The organism is Candidatus Puniceispirillum marinum IMCC1322 (assembly GCF_000024465.1).
Lineage (GTDB): Bacteria > Pseudomonadota > Alphaproteobacteria > Puniceispirillales > Puniceispirillaceae > Puniceispirillum > Puniceispirillum marinum.
This window is the reverse complement of record NC_014010.1, coordinates 196,689-216,226: the sequence shown is the minus strand read 5'-3', so window position 1 is coordinate 216,226 and position 19,538 is coordinate 196,689. Positions and strand designations below refer to the sequence as shown.

The 19,538-nt window shown below is 47.0% G+C and carries 20 protein-coding genes; 10 read left to right on the top strand and 10 right to left on the bottom strand.

Annotation, left to right across the window (positions count from 1 at the left end; all coding sequences use genetic code 11):
- Positions 1 to 33 precede the first annotated feature (33 nt).
- The 6 genes from SAR116_RS01060 to tpiA all read right to left on the bottom strand — a co-directional run bounded on the left by SAR116_RS01060 (position 34) and on the right by tpiA (position 5,578).
- Positions 34 to 354 (bottom strand): FtsB family cell division protein, encoded by a 321-nt coding sequence (locus SAR116_RS01060; RefSeq protein WP_013045077.1) that lies wholly within the window; start codon positions 352 to 354, stop codon positions 34 to 36.
- A 168-nt stretch (positions 355 to 522) separates the two neighbouring features.
- Positions 523 to 1,800, bottom strand: coding sequence for a phosphopyruvate hydratase (gene eno, locus SAR116_RS01055; RefSeq protein WP_013045076.1), 1,278 nt, complete (start codon positions 1,798 to 1,800; stop codon positions 523 to 525).
- Between the two features lie 52 nt (positions 1,801 to 1,852).
- Complete coding sequence (gene kdsA, locus SAR116_RS01050; RefSeq protein WP_013045075.1) at positions 1,853 to 2,668, bottom strand: 3-deoxy-8-phosphooctulonate synthase; 816 nt, start codon at positions 2,666 to 2,668, stop codon at positions 1,853 to 1,855.
- A 9-nt stretch (positions 2,669 to 2,677) separates the two neighbouring features.
- Positions 2,678 to 4,306: a CTP synthase gene (locus tag SAR116_RS01045; RefSeq protein ID WP_013045074.1), complete on the bottom strand. Its 1,629-nt coding sequence runs from the start codon at positions 4,304 to 4,306 to the stop codon at positions 2,678 to 2,680.
- Positions 4,307 to 4,443: 137 nt separating this feature from the next.
- On the bottom strand, positions 4,444 to 4,755 hold the full coding sequence (gene secG, locus SAR116_RS01040) for a preprotein translocase subunit SecG (protein ID WP_013045073.1): 312 nt from the start codon (positions 4,753 to 4,755) through the stop codon (positions 4,444 to 4,446).
- Positions 4,756 to 4,834: 79 nt separating this feature from the next.
- Complete coding sequence (gene tpiA, locus SAR116_RS01035; RefSeq protein WP_013045071.1) at positions 4,835 to 5,578, bottom strand: triose-phosphate isomerase; 744 nt, start codon at positions 5,576 to 5,578, stop codon at positions 4,835 to 4,837.
- Positions 5,579 to 5,837: 259 nt separating this feature from the next.
- Between tpiA and SAR116_RS01030 the strand changes: the two genes are divergently transcribed.
- From SAR116_RS01030 to SAR116_RS01010, 5 genes are all read left to right on the top strand, one after another.
- Complete coding sequence (locus tag SAR116_RS01030) at positions 5,838 to 7,700, top strand: peptidylprolyl isomerase (protein WP_013045069.1); 1,863 nt, start codon at positions 5,838 to 5,840, stop codon at positions 7,698 to 7,700.
- Positions 7,700 to 9,196 carry an anthranilate synthase component I gene (gene trpE, locus SAR116_RS01025; protein WP_013045068.1) on the top strand — a complete coding sequence of 499 codons (1,497 nt, stop codon included), beginning with the start codon at positions 7,700 to 7,702 and terminating at the stop codon, positions 9,194 to 9,196. Before SAR116_RS01030 ends, trpE begins: the two co-directional genes overlap by 1 nt.
- 165 nt (positions 9,197 to 9,361) lie before the next feature.
- Positions 9,362 to 10,537: a hypothetical protein gene (locus SAR116_RS01020; protein WP_013045067.1), complete on the top strand. Its 1,176-nt coding sequence runs from the start codon at positions 9,362 to 9,364 to the stop codon at positions 10,535 to 10,537.
- Between the two features lie 136 nt (positions 10,538 to 10,673).
- The gene (locus tag SAR116_RS01015; protein ID WP_013045066.1) at positions 10,674 to 12,449 is read left to right on the top strand and encodes an AMP-dependent synthetase/ligase; all 1,776 of its coding nucleotides are present in this window, start codon (positions 10,674 to 10,676) and stop codon (positions 12,447 to 12,449) included.
- A gap of 49 nt (positions 12,450 to 12,498) precedes the next feature.
- Positions 12,499 to 13,464 (top strand): DMT family transporter, encoded by a 966-nt coding sequence (locus SAR116_RS01010; RefSeq protein ID WP_013045065.1) that lies wholly within the window; start codon positions 12,499 to 12,501, stop codon positions 13,462 to 13,464.
- Positions 13,465 to 13,494: 30 nt separating this feature from the next.
- Here the strand turns inward: SAR116_RS01010 and SAR116_RS01005 are convergent, their stop codons facing one another.
- The 3 genes from SAR116_RS01005 to SAR116_RS00995 all read right to left on the bottom strand — a co-directional run bounded on the left by SAR116_RS01005 (position 13,495) and on the right by SAR116_RS00995 (position 15,955).
- Positions 13,495 to 13,929, bottom strand: a complete 435-nt coding sequence (locus SAR116_RS01005; RefSeq protein ID WP_013045064.1) for a hypothetical protein — start codon at positions 13,927 to 13,929, stop codon at positions 13,495 to 13,497.
- 15 nt (positions 13,930 to 13,944) lie between these two features.
- Entirely contained in the window at positions 13,945 to 14,952 is a 1,008-nt protein-coding gene (locus tag SAR116_RS01000) for a sulfite exporter TauE/SafE family protein (protein ID WP_013045063.1), read from the bottom strand.
- A gap of 685 nt (positions 14,953 to 15,637) precedes the next feature.
- A complete protein-coding gene (locus tag SAR116_RS00995) occupies positions 15,638 to 15,955 on the bottom strand; it encodes a DUF5681 domain-containing protein (RefSeq protein WP_013045062.1) in 318 nt (105 codons plus the stop codon).
- A gap of 54 nt (positions 15,956 to 16,009) precedes the next feature.
- Between SAR116_RS00995 and SAR116_RS00990 the strand changes: the two genes are divergently transcribed.
- Positions 16,010 to 16,501 (top strand): hypothetical protein, encoded by a 492-nt coding sequence (locus SAR116_RS00990; protein ID WP_013045061.1) that lies wholly within the window; start codon positions 16,010 to 16,012, stop codon positions 16,499 to 16,501.
- Between the two features lie 376 nt (positions 16,502 to 16,877).
- On the opposite strand, the gene SAR116_RS00985 is transcribed toward SAR116_RS00990, so the two are convergent.
- Positions 16,878 to 17,591, bottom strand: coding sequence for a hypothetical protein (locus SAR116_RS00985; protein ID WP_013045059.1), 714 nt, complete (start codon positions 17,589 to 17,591; stop codon positions 16,878 to 16,880).
- Between the two features lie 406 nt (positions 17,592 to 17,997).
- On the opposite strand from SAR116_RS00985, the gene SAR116_RS00975 reads away from it, so the two are divergent.
- The 4 genes from SAR116_RS00975 to SAR116_RS00960 are packed head-to-tail and all read left to right on the top strand — an operon-like array spanning position 17,998 to position 19,519.
- Complete coding sequence (locus SAR116_RS00975) at positions 17,998 to 18,270, top strand: hypothetical protein (protein WP_041860692.1); 273 nt, start codon at positions 17,998 to 18,000, stop codon at positions 18,268 to 18,270.
- A complete protein-coding gene (locus SAR116_RS00970; RefSeq protein WP_041860691.1) occupies positions 18,270 to 18,617 on the top strand; it encodes a hypothetical protein in 348 nt (115 codons plus the stop codon). The genes SAR116_RS00975 and SAR116_RS00970 overlap by 1 nt, the downstream gene beginning before the upstream one ends.
- Before the next feature lie 16 nt (positions 18,618 to 18,633).
- Complete coding sequence (locus SAR116_RS13660; protein ID WP_041860690.1) at positions 18,634 to 19,026, top strand: hypothetical protein; 393 nt, start codon at positions 18,634 to 18,636, stop codon at positions 19,024 to 19,026.
- A 7-nt stretch (positions 19,027 to 19,033) separates the two neighbouring features.
- Complete coding sequence (locus tag SAR116_RS00960; protein ID WP_013045058.1) at positions 19,034 to 19,519, top strand: hypothetical protein; 486 nt, start codon at positions 19,034 to 19,036, stop codon at positions 19,517 to 19,519.
- The last annotated feature ends 19 nt before the right edge of the window (positions 19,520 to 19,538 follow it).

The window sequence follows — 19,538 nt, the reverse complement described above, 5'->3', positions numbered from 1 at the left end:
ATTTCGGTTAATTAACAAGCGCTTCTATGCGACTTAAAATTTCAATTCAGACATATCAATTGAAACAATCACATCATTCGGCGTGTAGAGCCCAAGTTCGGCGCGCGCTGTTTCTGCCAACATATCAGCATCTATAGCATCATTTTGCATCAGCGAAATGCGTTGATGAAGGTGAGATTGATGCTTTTCAAGCAAAGCCAGCTGTTCTTCAGCAATCAGAATTTTGCGTTCAAGTTCGGGCTGAGCCAGTATGCCACGTTCACCTGCGATGGTATGAAACATAAAAAAAGAAGCCATAGTGGCAAGCAGAAGAAGGCTACCAATGAAAGCAAGTGACTTTTTCATAACATACATGATCAACACCTATATAGTTACGTCCATCAAGACGGCATGCCCTTGATTGTATTTCATTGAATCAGAGCTGATTCACCGCGTCAAGTTAAATGCGAATCGCCGGAAAATATGATATTTCCAGCAATAAGCATTAATAGGTGAGCGCGCGTCAAAGCTGATAAAGTCAACCTAGCTACGTAAGATTGACGTACCCGCATAAAGGGCTGTGCGATCAAGCTCTTCTTCGATACGCAAAAGCTGGTTATACTTTGCCAGCCGGTCTGAACGGGACAATGAACCGGTCTTTATCTGACCCGCATTGGTTGCGACCGCCAAATCAGCAATGAAGCTATCTTCGGTTTCACCCGAACGGTGTGAAATAACAACGCCAAAACCTGCTTTTTGTGCCATTTCAATGGCCTGCATTGTTTCCGATAGCGTTCCAATTTGATTGACCTTGATCAGAATGGCGTTGGCTGAACTATCATTAATGCCGCGAGACAGACGCTCGGGGTTCGTAACAAACAAATCATCACCGACAATTTGCACAGTACTGCCAATCTTGTCCGTCAAGGCCGCAAACCCATCCCAGTCATCTTCATCAAGCGGGTCTTCGATTGATGTGATCGGATATTTGCCTGTCAATTCTGCCCACATGCTGTTCATCTCATCACTGCTAAGCGAGCGCCCCTCACCTTGCAGATGATAGGCACCGTCTTTGTAAAATTCACTTGCAGCGGCATCAACGGCAATCATCACATCATCACCTGGCTTATAACCTGCCGCTTCAATTGATTTGGTGATATAGCCAAGAGCTTCATCCGTTGAATTTATTGCTGGGGCAAACCCTCCTTCATCACCAACTGCCGTTGACAAGCTATTGTCAGACAGAAGCTTTTTAAGAGCGTGAAAGATTTCGGCACCCATACGCAAACCATCATTGAAATGTGTGGCGCCTACAGGCATGACCATGAATTCCTGCGCATCAAGCGCATTGTCGGCATGCGCACCACCATTGATGATATTCATCATTGGCACAGGAAGCAGATGCGCATTCACACCCCCAAGATAACGCCATAACGGCATCTCAGCCGAGTCAGCAGCCGCGCGGGAAATAGCCAATGACACGCCCAGAATGGCATTAGCACCAAGACGACCCTTGTTAGCGGTTCCATCAAGTTCGATCATATCCTGATCGTTACCAGCCTGATCAAACGCATCAGCCCCGGCAAGTGCATCAAAAATTTCAAAATTAACCGCATCGACGGCCTTTAGAACACCCTTGCCGTTATAGCGGTCAGCATCACCATCGCGCATCTCGACAGCTTCATAAGCACCGGTTGAAGCGCCTGAAGGTACAGCAGCGCGACCCGCGCTTCCATCTTCAAGAAATACATCAACCTCGACGGTTGGGTTTCCTCGTGAGTCAAGAATTTCACGGGCTTGAATATCGACTATGCTGGACATGTTTTTGCTTTCTGATCAATCTAGTGGTTTGAATTTGGGCTACACTTTATCATCACCCGCGCCGCGCCGCATCAATCCGCATCAAGGCGGCAAGAATGTCTGACATGGCGTCAAGTGGTAACATATTTGGACCATCTGACGGCGCATTGTCCGGGTCCTGATGACTTTCCATAAACAGGCCATTGACACCAACAGCAACCGCCGCGCGCGCCAATACGGGAACAAATTCGCGCTGCCCTCCCGAACTACCACCCTTACCACCAGGCTGTTGAACGGAATGGGTTGCATCAAAAATCACCGGATGACCCAGCGATGCCATTTCCGGCAAGCCACGCATATCAGATACTAATGTATTATAACCAAATGACGTGCCGCGCTCAGTCAGCATGACCCGATCATTGCCCGCACCTGTTACTTTTGCGGCTACATGTTTCATATCCCACGGCGCCAGGAACTGTCCCTTTTTAATATTCACTACGGCGCCGGTCTGGGCAGCCGCCAACAATAAATCGGTCTGCCGACATAAAAAGGCTGGAATTTGCAAAACATCCAGCACCTCGGCAGCTGTTGCGCATTGATCTGGCAGATGTACATCGCTCAGCACCGGACAGCCAAAAGTATCTTTGACCTTAGCCATAATGGCCAGACCCTCATCCATGCCAATACCTCGTGCCGCGCCAGCAGACGTGCGGTTCGCCTTGTCATATGATGACTTGTACACAAAGCCCATTCCGGCATCCGCCGCCGCTTTTGACAGCTTTTCAGCGCAATAAAGGGCGTGATCAAGGCTCTCAATCTGACAAGGCCCAGCTATAAGCAAAAGAGGATGGTTATCACCACAAGACACATTGCCGATAGATATGTTCATACATACCTCCTATACGAGGCGGGATTTTTCCATTGAAGCCGCCACAAATCCGGTAAAGAGCGGATGCGGATCAAATGGTTTTGATTTTAATTCTGGATGAAATTGAACCGCAACAAAGAAAGGATGATCAGGCCGTTCAACAATTTCCGGCAAGCCCCCATCCGGTGAAAGACCAGACATGACCATGCCTGACGCGGCTAATGCATCCTTATAGGCGATGTTAACTTCATAACGATGCCGGTGCCGCTCATTGATAAGATGCTCGCCATAGAGCTGGCTGGCGAGCGAACCTTCGGTGAGCAGACATTCATAAGCACCAAGCCGCATTGTACCGCCTAGATCATCCTCGGCACTACGCTGTTCCTTTGCGTTACCTGAAGTCCATTCGGTCATGAGACCAACAAGTGGAATTTCAGTTTCACCAAATTCGCTTGATCCCGCACCTGTCATGCCGCACAGATTCCGCGCTGTCTCAAGTACGGCCATCTGCATGCCAAAACAAATACCAAAATAGGGAATATCGTTTTCTCGAGCAAATTGAATGGCGTTTATCTTTCCGGTTGATCCGCGCTCGCCAAAGCCACCTGGCACGAGGATGCCGCTAACATGATGAAGCGACTCAACTGCCGCGCCCTCTTGCTCAAATAGTTCCGAGTCAATCCACTCGACATTGACCTTGACGCCATTGGCAATACCACCATGGGTTAACGCCTCACCAAGCGATTTGTATGAATCCTGTAACGAGGTGTATTTGCCAACAATGGCGATTGTCACCTCGCCTTCAGGATTAGCAACGGTGTCGCATATGGTCTTCCAGCGTTCCAGTGGCGGTGCAATGTCTTCAAGTCCGAAATGCCGCATAACTTCACGATCAAGACCTTCGTCGTGATAGGCAAGTGGTACCTGATATATATTGCTTACATCACGCGCCAGGATAACCGCCGATTCGCGGATGTTACAGAATAGGCCAATTTTGCCCCTTTGTTCTGCTGGCAGATCATGTTCCGTCCGGCACAAAAGGATATCAGGCTGGATGCCCACCGATTGTAGCTCTTTGACCGAATGCTGGGTTGGCTTGGTCTTCAACTCGCCAGCTGCCGCAATATAAGGCAGTAAGGTCACATGCAGAAAACAGGTTTGTTCGCGGCCTAGCTGGTTACCTAATTGCCTGATGGCCTCAAGAAACGGAAGTGATTCGATATCACCAACGGTACCGCCAATTTCACAAAGGATAAAATCTTCATCATCGATATTAGATAGGACAAAGTTTTTAATGGCATCCGTCACATGCGGAATAACCTGAATTGTCGCGCCCAGATAATCACCCCGACGTTCCTTCGCCAAAACATCCGAATAGATGCGGCCAGCCGTGACATTGTCGCTTTGCTTGGCATGAACGCCTGTAAACCGTTCATAATGTCCCAGGTCAAGATCTGTCTCGGCACCATCATCGGTGACAAACACTTCACCATGCTGCGTTGGCGACATCGTGCCAGGATCGACATTCAAATAAGGGTCAAGTTTACGAAGGCGAACTTTGTATCCGCGTGCCTGCAACAAAGCAGCAAGAGCGGCCGCGCCAAGTCCCTTTCCAAGGGACGAAACCACACCACCAGTAATGAAAATAAAACGAGGCATGGACAAATTAAATACCCTATAGAACGGCACTTGGTAAGTGCCAAAATCACCATTTGGGTCAATAAAATTTAATTGTTAGGATTGACAACTAACTTCGTGACTATTTTGACGATGAAATCACCAACATTCACGCATGTCTATTTGTCAGTTGGAACAGCTGGGCCACTTACAGGTGCAGGTGTGTTGTTGATAACATCATCAACAATCGACACTGACTCTTTGCCAGCACCCGCCATGATCGCAAGAATGATCGAAGTCGTGAAAAATCCTGCAGCCAGAACGGTAGTCACACGTGTCATAAGATTTGCCGTGCCGCGTGCGGTCATAAAACCACCGCCTGAACCGCCGCCACCGATGCCAAGACCACCACCTTCACTTCGTTGCAATAGAACAGCACCAACAAGGCCAAGGGCAATCAAAATATGTATGGTTAAAACCAAGGTTTGCATCGTTATTTTCCTGCATCAACACTTAATGGCGCGGTTATAGGGCGAAATCGCGATTATTTCAACAAAATACTCATAATCGCTATGCAACATTAGATGCGGCCGCGCAAATGGCCTCAAATCCATCAGCATCTAGGCTAGCACCGCCAACCAATGCCCCGTCAACCGCTGGCAATGATAGAATTTCAGCAGCGTTGCCGGGCTTTACCGAACCGCCATAAAGTACCGGAATATGAGTATCACCCCTGTTCGGAAATGCCGAGGAAAGCCAACTGCTAATGTTTTCATGCATTGCCGCAATATCTTCTGATGATGGCACCAGGCCGGTGCCAATCGCCCATACGGGTTCATAAGCGACAATCAACCTAGCCGGATCCATAGCCTTGGGAATCGAGCCTTGTAATTGCGCAAGCACAACGGATTCGGCATTACCAGCTTCCCGATCATTGCGGGTTTCGCCAACACAGATCATGACATCCAGATTATGCGCAAGCGCTGCATTGGCCTTGGCCATGATAAGTGCATCATCTTCACCATGATCGCTACGCCGTTCAGAATGCCCGACAAGAACCATTGTAGCACCACTGTCGCGCAGCATGAGTGCCGAAACATCACCCGTATGGGCACCAGACTCGGCGGTGTGGCAATCCTGTCCACCCAGCGTTATGTCACTTTGCGCCAGCCTTATTGACATGGGGATGATATAGGGATGCGGTGCAAACAAAACACGCTTTACATTGCCAAAGGAAATACCCGCAAGGCGGCTAGCTAACATACCAGCCGTTTCAAGGTCAGGATTCATTTTCCAATTTGCTGCTATAATCATTGGTTCAATTCCATTTTTTAATCATCACTAAACGATGTTAGCGTAACAGTATTTTACTGTAAAAGGCTTGGGAAATGTTGAAAAGCCCACTAACATTACCAAAATCAAGCTGTTTTTATGCAGTATTGTTCAAATCAAGTTGCCGATAGGCACGTCAGCAAGTATTAATGGGACAAGTTCAACAATAATGCGTTCATGCGGGGCGCGGCTTGCTGTATGGCATGGTGCATCCCTAACCAACTAAAAGATAGAGATTAATATGCTTCAGGCCATGCGTAGCGGCGCTAAATCCCCCATAATGAAAGCCTTCCTTGTGTTTCTTGCAGGCGGTTTCGCGCTCTGGGGCGTCGGCGACATAACAACCGGCTTGATCGGCGGTAGTGATAAAGCTGTTTCAGCTAGTGAAGAAAGCCTGTCACCTCGCGAAGTGGCGCTTGAGTTTGAGCGCGCCCGTCGCAATTATATGCCGAATTCATCTACTGGTGAGGCGTTGCAAACCGGACTTTTGTCTGAAATTGTTGGTTCGCTCTCTCGTGCGGTCATCTTCAACGCTGAAAATAATACCCTTGGCCTGACAGTCACGCGCGCGATGCAACGTGACGCCGTTGCCAATGAAACCAATTTTCAGGATGAAATGGGAAGCTTTTCTGAAGGGCGCTTCATGCAGACGCTAGCCAGCGCAGGCATTAGCGAAGCTGAATATCTAGGCCGCGTTGATAGTGCATTAAAGCGTGACCAATTGACCCGCGCCCTTGTTGCAGGTGTTGTCTCCAACAAAGCCGCTGATACTTTGTTGACCAAATATGAGCTTCAGCAACGGGTGGTAAAGATGCAAAGCTTTGCTGTTGACGCTGATAATATTGGAACACCATCCGACGCTGATCTGGATACATATTTTTCCGAGAACAAATCCAGCTACGACGCCCCTACAGTTCGTTCGGCGCGGGTTGGTTTTATCTCAGCCACGCTCATCGAAGCTGATGTCGATATTTCAGAAGATATGATCAAAGACGCTTTTGGCACGCGTATTGATGAATTTTCCACACCTGAAACACGTGTTGTGCGTCAAATGGTGTTTGAAGATGCCAAAAAGGCTAACGAAGCGCGCGCGCGCGTTGATCAGGGTGAAGACTTTAACGCAGTTGCTGCTGATATGCTGAATTGGACGGATACTGACGTTATGTTGGGAACCGTGACGCGTGATGGGCTTGATGGTGCAATCGCCGATGCGGTATTTGATGCTAGCGTCAACGTTGTGACCGGACCGGTAGAGACATTGTTTGGTCAGCATATATTGATCGTTGATGACATTACCGAGGGTGGAAACGCAACACTTGAAGATGTTCGTGATGAAATCACCCGTACATTACGTAGCGAAGAAGCTATTGACCTGCTCTATGAACGCGCCAATCTCCTTGAAGACGAGATTGCTTCGGGTGCCAGCCTTGACGAAGCGCTTGGCAAGGCTGGTGGCAAGATCGTGACGATTAACGATATTGACCGTAATGGGCTTGATATTGATGGACAGCCGATGGTGGACGATTCCGAAATCGCCCAAGAAAGTGCCATCATCGAAGCTATATGGACGAATGATATTGGCACGTTAAGTGTCTTGCAGGAAGCCAGCGCAGATATCTTCTTCATGGTGGATGTGACCACAGAAACCGAGGCACGGCCTCGTACGCTGGATGAAGTTAAACAACGCGCAATCAAAGATTGGAAGCTTGTACAGGCTATAAAATCCGCACGTGCAGCAGCTGATGCCGCCATTGCCAATCCTGCCAGCTTTGACAATATTGCGGCAAGTTCAAAATTCCGTCGCAATGGTCTTGGCCTTGATCACGAAGCGGCACGGCTGATCGCTAACACGGCTTTTGCGCAAGCAAATGGTGATTTTGATGTTGTGGAAACAGGCACCGAAGCTATCGCTGTGATGACGAGTGAAATCATTGAGGCCGAGCAAAGCGAGATCGACGACACCAACAAGATGGTTGCTGATATAATGAAAAATGCAATCACAGAAGATGTCATCAGCTTTATGGCCATCAAATTGTCACAAGAGCATGATCTGCAAATCAACATTGAGCCAGTAAGGCAATTGTTGGTCGGAAGTCAGCAGTAATGTCGGCTATATCCGATAGCTTTGACAGTTTTGTTGGCCGCTTTGAAGCCAACAAACCGTCCTTGCTTCACCGCGTCTTTATTGCCGACACCCAAACACCTGTATCTGCCTTTTTGAAGCTGGGCAATGACAAGAGCAACTGTTTTCTGCTCGAGTCAGTTGAAGGCGGCGAAGTGCGTGGACGGTTTTCTGTCATCGGCATGAACCCGGATCTGATCTGGCGGTGTCGTGGCAATGTGGCCGAATGCAACCGCGACCCGGCCAACAGTGATCATTTTGTCGCTGACAGCGCAGCACCTCTGAGTTCGTTGCGCATGCTTCTTGCTGAATCCGCCATGGATGATATGGGCGATTTACCACCTATGTCAGCAGGCCTATTCGGCTATTTTGGCTATGATATGATCCGGCATATCGAAAATATCCCAGACCAGAATGATGCAGCGTTTGATGTCTATGACTCCGTCCTTATACGCCCCTCAATTGTCGCTATTTTTGACCGCTTGAAAGACACAATCACATTGGTCACACAAGTGCGCCCATCCGAATGGACAGACGCGCAAACAGCATGGGACGCCGCACAAAACCGCTTACAAGACGCGGTAAACGCACTTGATGCACCTATACCGCAGACCGAGGACGGCGATGCCAATGCCAATTTGCCTGCGCCTGAAACAAATATGGTGAAGCCGGCCTTTCTCGATATGGTGCGCAAAGCCAAGGAACATATAAGGGCAGGAGATATCTTTCAGGTTGTTTTATCGCAACGCTTTACAATTCCGTTTCATTTGCCAGCGATCAATCTTTACAGATCTTTACGTCGTCTAAATCCATCACCATTTCTGTTCTTTTTTGATTTTGGCAATCTTTCGATTGTAGGCTCTAGTCCCGAAATTCTGGTACGTCTTCGCAATAAAGAGGTCACAATCCGCCCAATAGCAGGCACCCGCAAACGTGGCCTGACAAAAGAAGAAGACGAAGCCAACGCCGCCAGCCTTATGGCTGACATAAAAGAACGGGCAGAACATTTGATGCTCCTTGACCTTGGCCGCAATGATGTCGGGCGCGTGTCCAAGCCAGGTTCAGTCCGGGTTAAATCAAACTACGATGTCGAATATTACTCGCATGTTATGCACATAGCCTCTCAAGTCGAAGGCACAATACGTGACGATCTTGATGCTCTTGATGCCATGATTGCTGGATTTCCCGCTGGCACTGTATCGGGTGCACCCAAAATTCGAGCGATGGAAATCATCGATGATATGGAGCCTGATCGGCGAGGCATCTATGCTGGCGCGATTGGCTATATTTCTGTCGCTGGCGAGCTTGATACATGTATCGCGCTTCGCACCGCCGTGATCAAAGACCAGAAAATGCATGTGCAGGCTGGTGCGGGTATTGTGTATGACAGTGATCCTGAAGCTGAATATGAAGAAACGCAGAATAAAGCCCTTGCTTTGATTAGGGCAGCTGGTGAGGCTTTGCGCTTCAAAAAATAAGTAAAAGCGAGTCTGCACTTCCATTAAATTAATCTAATATTATGTTCAGCCTAAAGGTTAATGACGGCACAATAGTATGTTTGGCGCCGAGGGTGCCTGCTATGCAATGGAAAGTTATCTGTGCGCCGTCTTATTTTGATTTTTCATGTCCTTATAGTGATCATAATGCCGTTACGCACGGCATTTGCCGAATTACGTCTTGATACATGGAAAACATATGGTGCCATGGCTGAACAAGGCAGTGTATGCGCGGCTTTTGCCCGCCTGATGGAATTACAATCCACAATTGATGCAAAACATGGCGCATTATGGTTTGAGCGTCGCAAATTTGCAGGATCGCTCATTCGACAGGCTAGCATTCTCGAAGGCATACCTGCTGCTGGACAGGACGCGATCAATGATTTGGTAGATAGCTATGCAAGCTGGTTGATTGCAAATCTCAGCAATCAAGACACCACACAGAGTCTGGATAACGAAGCCCATTCCGCGGCAAGCGAGATGATCAATGATGTCTGTTCTGGTCTTTATGCACGTGCAGACAAAAGCATTATGCAGGCGCATCCTGAGCTCGCCACCTGCTCTATTGTAAAAACGCCCGATCCACTGGTCTGCACAACCGCAACAGTAACAGAGCCTAAAAATGTTAACGCTACAGATATGACCCATGATGCACATGAACTCAAACGTGCCCGTGACGAAGTCGCCATGTTGGCAGCGCAGAACAAATCATTACGAGCAAAATTAAGAACATTGCGAGCATCCACATTAGAATTTGAAATGGCGACACCCGCATCAAGCAACAACATGCCCACCAATATCGAACATGATAAGACATCGCCCGATTATACAAACCCAGACTATACAAATATTGCCGCTTCTGAACCGATTGCAGACACAAAGTTAGGCAGGAATATCAGCATTGAAATCGACCATGACGCCCGCACCGCATTGGCAGGCAGAAGTAAGCATACAACTCCTGCTTTTGATATCGTGATACCTGATGAGGGCCAACAGCAAGAAGAAACAGCGACTATAGATCAAGCAACCAGCCCGCCGGTTAGGGTTGAGGTGATGCGCAATCGGAATATAACTAATCTGTTTATAGCGCAACTTGGTTCCTACGCATCCTCCCAGCAAGCCAATGATGGCATCCATTATCTGAAAACCACTTTTAAAGATACCTTCAAGGTGCTGGAACTATCCATCGTTTCCAAGACCTCGCGCACTGGTCAACGAGTATATGATCTTGTTACCGAAAAAAGCGATCGTGCAGATATAGAAGATATCTGTAACTCTTTGTGGGAACAGCGTTTTGGCTGCTTCGTGACAGCTGCAAACTGAATGACATGATTGCATGTCTTGGTCGCTTATATGATTACAGATGATAGGATTAATCATCTCGTTTCATTTAATTTGCAATGAATAGGAATTTAGATATTGTAAATTACAGCGCTCAGTTTTGAGGAAAAATCAGCCTATGCCAGCCGTGCCGACCTCGGATCATTATGTAACCTCGGCAAATTTGCCAGCCGCCTTTTTTAAAGCCGCACAACAATCGCCAGACAAACCACTTTTGTTTCATAAAGCTGGTGGAACATGGCACGGACAAAGCTGGGCCGAAATTTCGGAACAGGTTTGCAAGCTTGCCAGCACGCTAGTCAAACAGGGTGTCAAATCAGGTGACCGTGTTGTGGTATCGGCAGAAAACCGTCCCGAATGGGCTATTGCCGATATTGCCATTATGGCAATCGGTGGGATTGTTGTGCCTGCCTATACAACGAACACCGAACAAGATCATCATTACATTATAGATCATTCATCGGCACATATTGCGATCACCTCATCTGGCAACCTTGCCTTGCGTGTGGGCATGGCGGCGGCGCGTACGTCTAATTTTCATACCTTGATCGTTATGGATAAGACCACCACCCTGCCAGATATGGGTGACGCCGATGTTCTGTTCTGGCCAGACATTATGAAAGAGTCGGTACCGCTGGCTGATATCGACAGCCGCATTAGTGCCATTGATAGTGATGACGTATGCTGTTTCATATATACCTCAGGAACCGGTGGTCGCCCCAAGGGGGTGATGCTTACACATCGATCAATACAAGCTAATATTGACGCGGCAATTGAACTGCTTGCCGAGGGTAATGTATCTGAAAACCAGCGTTTCCTGTCACTTCTTCCACTTTCACATTCCTATGAGCATACAGCAGGCATGCATTTGCCATTCCAGAGCAATTCTGAAGTCTGGTATTGCGAAAGTACCGATCAAATCGCGGCGAATCTTGTTGAAGTGTCGCCAACCTTGATGACGGCGGTGCCTAGGCTTTATGAAGTACTTTATGAGCGCATAACACGAGGGGTAAGGATCAAAGGCGGTATTTCGGCAAAGCTGTTCGATATGGCTGTTAAACTAGGCCGTAAAGAGCTTGAAGGGCGGCTATTGATGCCGCATGAATTTTTGCTTAACCGGATATTGGACAGGCTGGTAAGGCAGAAAGTGCATGCACGGCTTGGTGGAAACCTAAAATACTTTGTGTCCGGCGGGGCGGCATTGAATCCTGAAATCGGATCTTTTTTCATGGCACTGGGGGTTAAATTGCTTCAGGGATATGGTCAAACAGAAGCCTCGCCGCTTATTTCTGCCAACCGCCCCCAGAATATCAAAATAGAAACTGTTGGCCCTGCTGTCAGCGGGGTCACAGTGAAACTTGCAAGTGATGGCGAAATTCTGGTGGCTGGTGATTTGCTGATGAAGGGTTATTGGCGGGATGAAGCTAGCACAGCCGCCGCCATTCGTGATGGCTGGCTTTATACAGGCGACCTTGGCTCAATTGACAAAGACGGCATGATCACGATCACCGGACGCAAGAAAGATATTATTGTCAATTCTGGTGGTGAAAACATCGCCCCTGGGCGCGTCGAGGCCTTGCTGACGATAGAACCTGAAATCGAACAAACCATGGTCGATGGGGATCGTCGCCCATGGCTTTCTGCGGTCATTGTCCCTTCGCAAGACACCTATGACATGGCAAAAGACCCTACGCATTTAAAAGCACTTATTGCCGATGCTGTTGAACGTGCCAATAGCCGTCTATCACAAATTGAGCGCGTAAGGCGGTTTGTCATTGCTGATGAAAAATTCACCACAGAAAATGGCTTAATGACTGCTACTTTGAAAGTTCGCCGGCATATGGTGCGTGATATTTATGGTGATCAGATCGATGCGCTATATGGCAAAAGATAGCTATCGCGCACGATATCAACACTGCACCTGTCGCAGGAATGTTTAGGCAATGAAAATAAAGCTTCTTGAACGACCAACTGAGGATCGTCCTGTCACCGCCATGATCCTCGTTTTAAGTGGTGTTCTGATCCTGGCCTTGCAGGATTCACTGGTCAAATATATGGCGTCAGAAACGTCATTCTGGCAATTTCAGACGTTACGATCAATGGGCAACGGGTTTTTGCTGCTTTGTCTATGCGCTATTGGTAGCGGCTTTACCCTGCTCATTCCGCTGAACCCGCGTATGGTTTTCTTACGCGCAGCAGTCATGACAATGTGCATGTTCTGCTTTTTTGCCGGCGCACCTTTTCTGTCTGTCGCACAGATGGCAGCAGGACTTTATACCTATCCATTATTCGTCACTTTACTGGCGGCACCAGTTCTTGGTGAACGGGTTGGCATATGGCGTATTATTGCTTTGCTTCTTGGGGTCTGTGGCGCCATGACGATTTTACGACCATGGACTAGTGACTTCACTTTAGTCCAGCTTTTGCCGATCTGCGCTGGTTTGCTATATGCCATAAATATTCTGATATTGCGGCGTTATTGCCGAGGCGAAAGCCCGGTTACGCTGACTTTTGCGGTGGCGGTGATGTTCATTGTTTCGGGCGCCATGGGCAGTCTATTGCTGACCGTATTTGCACCAGAACAAGCCCTTCAAGACGCCATGCCCTTTGTGGCTATTGGCTGGCCGGTGCTAACGCTCACCGTGCTGGTTTTCGCAATTATCTCTTCAGTCTTGAACCTATCTGGTAATATCTTTCTGAACAGAGCCTATCAGACCGCCGAAAGCAGCCGACTGGCTCCGCTTGATTTTTCTTACCTGCTTTTTGCCATTATCTGGGGCAAAGTTCTTTTTGGGAGTTGGCCAAGCGCTTTTACAGTTGCGGGCATGTGTATGATCGCATCTGCCGGTATTTTGACGGCGTGGCGAGAGCATGTAAATGCAAAATCGCGAAAGCGAAAACCAGCTTAGATGTGCTTGATTTAAAGGTTCGCTAAACGCCTAGCCGATAGGTAGAGGGATAACCCCAACCATCGAGGTGATGGTGATAAAGGCAGCCGCAAGCGCCAATCTAGCAAAAAAACGGTTATTGGAACGCCATAAAAAGAACGACGAAATAAAGGTGCCTGGGATAATGCTAAACACACCCAGGGCCAGCCCGGCAGTTGTCATCCCCTCACCGCTTGATAGAATAGACAGATACCAATGACCATTTGGCACGGCACCCATTGGTGACCCCATCCAAATATTGGTCACTGACTCGCCGCTTAACACCGCATTCAACATATAAGCCGGTGGCAAGGCACTATGCGGTTCGATAAAGGTTTTGATGGTTCCAAACAGAACCACAATGGCTGAACTGATGGTCGTCCAGTAAATGATTTCACCATATACAATACCAGAGAGTGGAATCAGCGTTCTTTTGAATTTAGCCATTCTATTCTTTTCCTATCAGAATATAGGTATATCTATACTTAATAACGTCTCTAGTCCACGAACCATTAGTTTCACACTGGTTAGCAACAAGAGAATAATGAGAAGGTTGCGCACAAAACCGGCTTTGATCGATACCAGAATATGCGCACCAATAATGCCCCCGATGACCTGTCCAAGCATCCAAGGTGCCGCCACCAGACCAATCAATGCACCCGCATTAATATAGGGCCAGATTGCTGCCGCATTACCCATGGCCAGCAACACACCGCTTGATGCCGCAGACACTTTCAACGGTACCGCCATAACAAGATTCAAAACAGGCACAACAGCCCAGCCGCCACCAAGACCAAAGAAACCTCCGGTAAAGCCAACAACAAAAAACAAAATGCCGCCAAGTTTTACATTGACGGCACGATAGCGAACATAGGTGTTTAGGGACTCTTCCCAGTAGGTATTGCGGAGTTTCAGATCATTGCCAAAGGAGTCAAACTTATCGGTTTGTGGATATTCGTTATTGGAACCGCTGAAAATAAAAAGCAACGCAATCATGACCAGAGTAACCCCCAGTAAAAGGCGCACAATCGCATCGCCTGTCTCACCAAGATATCGCGCCAGAATAATCGCAGCAAAGGCCCCACCTAAACCGCCAATGATAATTGGTAGTGCGCCAAAGAAAACAATTTTAACGTCAGCGAGTCCCTTGCGCATGAATGGCCCAGTGGATACCAAACCGCTGAACATCGCCACAACAAGCCCCGTCGATCGGATTACCAACGTATCGATTGAAGTGAAAGCAAGCATGATGGGGGTGAATATAACGCCCCCTCCAACACCCGCAATCACGGCAATAATCGCTATCGCCATACTGATGACGAAAGACAGCACAATCATATCAATACTGGTTAATGATGACCCGATTGGCGTGTTTCCAACCACTGCTGCATATTCAACATAAGCGTAAGCAATGATTGTCAGCAACAAAAGCAATGAAAGCTCAGGTATTTTTGTTAATATGCGGGGCACCACTTACCTCCTTAGCGGCGACCATGACCAGATGGTTGCTTTTGCAATCTTAAATCCGGAAATGACGTAATTAATTAATAGCCCTTTATTTGCGTTCGCATAATAGGACTTATCTATCCTTATACAGCTATGCCCTATTAAGGGAACAACACTGAGCTGAACTCATATGCTTCGGGGGATGTGCGTGACAAATATATGACAAACTAACCACTAGGTGCAAGACTGATGCAAACTACAAAAATCAATGTGTTTTAGGATCACCTCACGGACTGAGGATGAAATCAATCAAGTGAATTGTAAATATCCTGGTCTATGGTGTTAAAAGAAATAAAACGCATCTCACCATCACTGAAAAACTCCCTGTCACGGTGAAATTGTGACTCATGACCTTTTCAGCATCTGAAGACAAAACAAAAACACACCTGTATGTCTTTGTTTTATTGATATTTAATGAGATTTGAAATGGTCGGAGCGGCGAGATTCGAACTCACGACCCCTACACCCCCAGTATAGTGGGCAAGCAATAAAGTAACGCAATTAGTAATTATAAAACAATAACTTATGTAAGTGTAATAAAAACGATAGGTAGTTATGTCTACACTATGTCTACAGTTAGATGATATCTAAACAAACTTGATTAGCGTCAAAATCAGCTAAAAATCCCTGAAATCACTCTGTTTTCAGGTTAATCGTCAGCCCTCCTCAGTAGCAGTTGCTCATTAACCACCCTCAATACGTCCAAATAGCTGCCCTCAGTATCTGTAACCACCTCAACCTTAGCCTTGCCCCAGCCTCGATCTAGAAGTGCTTGAGCAGCTGTACCGCGCACACGTTCATCCTTGCCGTCACGCATCAACTCAACAAGCGTGTCTATAGCCTCAACTGTGTATGAGCGAGCTAACTCAGCAACACGGTGTTCGTCTTTAGGACGACCGCCGGGGTTGCCCGATTGACCGGGTGCGAATTGGCCAGATTTCATGCGGTTCAATTGAAGTTTTTGCATGCAGGCATTATACCATATTAGACTAAAATTTTGCAGTGTGATTGGAGTACTGCTGTGGCGAAGCCCATACCGACTGATGACGAGCTGATCGCAGAGCTAATCCATAGCTTTGGAGGCTTATGGTACGTTGAACATCCTATGGTCGACTGTTTTGTGGAAGTTATTTCAAAGGAAATCACCGAGAACAAAATAGTCGCCATCATTGAACAAACGATCCTGAACCTCGACGATGTTGAGGAATTATTCGCCGGACAAGACCTCACAGGATCTATATGGACCTTCATACTCGAGATGCGGTTGCACCCTGAAGTCGACCAGTGGAAATGGCATTGGCACTCTGATCCTAATGATCAATCCACTAGACTAAGTGAGATTAAGGATAAAGATAGTGCCTTGCAGGCTGTGTTTGACGAAGTTGACTGGTACGATTGCCTAGCCACCTACGAGATGACGTCTGCCGAGCTGATGGCCAAATTACCAGAAAAATACCGCAAGTTTTATGAGCCACATCACAAGCAGTTCTTGGATAATGGAGAGTTTGTATGAAGTGGACTTTGATGGCAGCAGTAATATGCATTACAAACAATGCCTCAGCGTTTGGCGCACAGTTGTATTGTGAAGTGACCAAAAAGCTGTCGCAGGATTACACATATGACGCGGCGCATTTTAAGAAATACAAGCCGGGTGTGTTTATTCGGGATGCTGGGACAACGGTTTAGCTGTCAAGATGTTCGGTTGAGAGCAGAAGTGGCGAATATACCTGCGACCATTATGAAGTCAATTTTGTTGAGCGTAACACAAACTCAAACATCACGAAATACTACTACCTTCGAGGTCAGTTCGATGTCCAAGTTTTTGCAGACAACTCGTTCGTAGAGAATAACGGGCGTGGAACCATTGCCTTTGGTCAATGCGTGGAACATTAGCTCTTCTGTGTTTGAATTGAAAAGAACCAGTGCCGAACTGAATTTTCTTCTCCAAAATGCTTGAATATTTCCTTGGCATCGTCAGGCATCTCAATTTGATGGTTTTCACCATCGGTCAAGATTTTTATACCGTCGGGCACAATTGTTGGGGTCCAAGGCGCCAAAAAACCATCAACACCGGCGATATCAAAAATTGCTACTGGAGCGTTAGAGGAAAGAAAATGGTCTTTGACCTGAGCAAACTCGGCTGGCCCAAGCGTTATCTCGAATATTATAAAGTCCGGTTCGATAACTTTCTGATACTCGGGACCTTCTGATTCATGCTGAATACGTGCATAGCAGTCAAAATGCTCGCTCTTACCTTTTCGGACCACAAGTTCGATTTTTTCGATTGGTTTGCTCGACCCAAGCATCTGGTATTCAACTGCTAGTCCATAGGCGGCGCGCCCATTGTCCCGTAATTTGATTCTGAAGAACTCTTTATAGCCATCTTGAGAAAGATCAGGTTCTGAAGATTTTGCACCGTGGTAGAAAACTCCGGTGTTCAGCTCAATTTCTTGGCCGATAAAATGACAAGAGTGTCGAAACGGGAATAGAAGCTGAGATGGGCCTCCTCCATCCGGAACAGACTCATACAGAGCGTGGCCAGAGCTCTTAAAAGGGGCTGTGTTTTCTGTGTAGCCAAATTCCTTATCCAAATGTGTTTGCATGTTTTGAACCCAGATTAACTAACGCAATTTATTAAGTGCGCCTCTACTATACACGCTGCTAAGAGGTGTGGTAAAGTTTAACTGAAGGCATTTAACTACCAACTTGTGCGCCTTGGCATTCCGCCTAAAGCACTAAAGCGGAGGATAGCGTTATGACTACGCACCACACTTCCCTATATGATGACAAGACAAACCCAGCGCCTAATGGCGTCCTCAAACAGGAACTGGTAACCTTAGAGCAAACACCCGACGGCATCCGAATAACCCGTCTCAAGCGACGTTTCTCTGGGGACGCGGTCAATAGCAGCTTTGAGAGCGAGCCAATAAGCCTAATGTAAACGGAACAGACCAGCCTTTGCGCTGGTCTGTTTTTGTGGCAAGTTTTTACTATCAATCGGAGAGTTAGATGCGCGTTGCCATTGTATCCATATTTTTGCTGCTCTTTTGCGCCCCTGCTCATTCGTGGTGGTTTGATGAGTGGACAGGCTTTGTTTATCCCGACCAAATTAACCTTGCCCAGCATATCGAGATTGGCACCTTCAAAAAACTTGAGGAGTGCAGAAACGTTGCAATCTTAACGATGAAGAATAATGGTTGGTCAACAAAAGGTGATTTTGAGTGTGGGCTAAATTGTAATCGCTCAACAATGCCGATGATTTGTAAGGAGACTAGTAGGTGATGCGCGCTCTAATTTTCATTTTAAGCTTGGTTCTGTTCAGTCAAATAACAGTTGCTAGCACAGTAAACCTCAATTGCTCATCAGGAACGTCATCAATCTCTGGAGTTCTTGAAATAAATACAGAAGCAAAACAGGTGCAGTTTGCTATGTGGCCAATTGTAAAATACACCGAGAACAAAAGTGCCATTGGCTGGTCAGTTTCGAGACTTGATAGTGACTCGTTAGATGTGGCATCGTTTGTTCTTGCCAAAGATACCCTGAGTTTGCAGTTGGTGGTCTTATCAAGCGAGGTTAACCCCTCTAAAGCTGACGTGGGTGTGTGGCAGTGCGTTCAACCATTGAGGTAGGAGATTATGAAAAAAAATGTTCATATTAAAAAACTGCACATTAAGTTTTTTACTGATTGCTTGCTTCGGGGCGGCTAGCGTCAACGCTGAAGAACTATGGTGTAAAGTAACCAGAAAACTTGACAGTGAGCGTGAGTACAGCCGTGAAAATTTAGACAAATACCAGCCCGGTGTATTTGTAAGAACGGGAACTTCTGGGGCCACCCTGTCCCGATGTTCATATGGGTCTTCGGGTAAGTGGAGTTGCGACAAATATACGGTGGATAAAATTGAGATTGATAACTACACGGGTCACCGAAAATTCTATTACTACCGCGGCCAATTTGATGTTCAAGTTTTCAACAACAATATGTTCATAGAAAATAACGGGCGCGGAACAATATCATTTGGCAAATGTTGGGTGCAGTGAGATTTGAATGTTCGAGATAACAACTGAACAAATGACTCAAATAAAATCCACACTCAACAACAGTGTTGCTGAGCAGGAAATTATTTTTAACAAACTTGACTTTAATCCCTATGGCTCAGATGTTTTTAAGCCATATCACTCAGTTGTTATGGATCGGGAAAAATATGATGGCGAACGAAAAGAGAGATTAGAATATCCGGCAGATTATGGAATTTGCGAAACTGAAGAGCGCTCTGAAGAGATAAAAGCAGGTGCCGCTCTCACTGACGGCGAAGAGAGAGCCATAGACGAGAGTATTTTTGATGGTGATGATGCATTTATGGTTATCGAAGAGCTTACCGATGATAACGAAATAATTTTAGCCCTCACTGTCCAACAGATATGGGGACAAGCTGGTATTCAAATCATCAGCTTTCTTGGCTTCTTCACCGATGACGCCGACGCCCAAAAAGCCATCGAACAAGCTGATTACGTCACCTTCGAGGAGACGTAATGGAAGACCCAGAAATTTT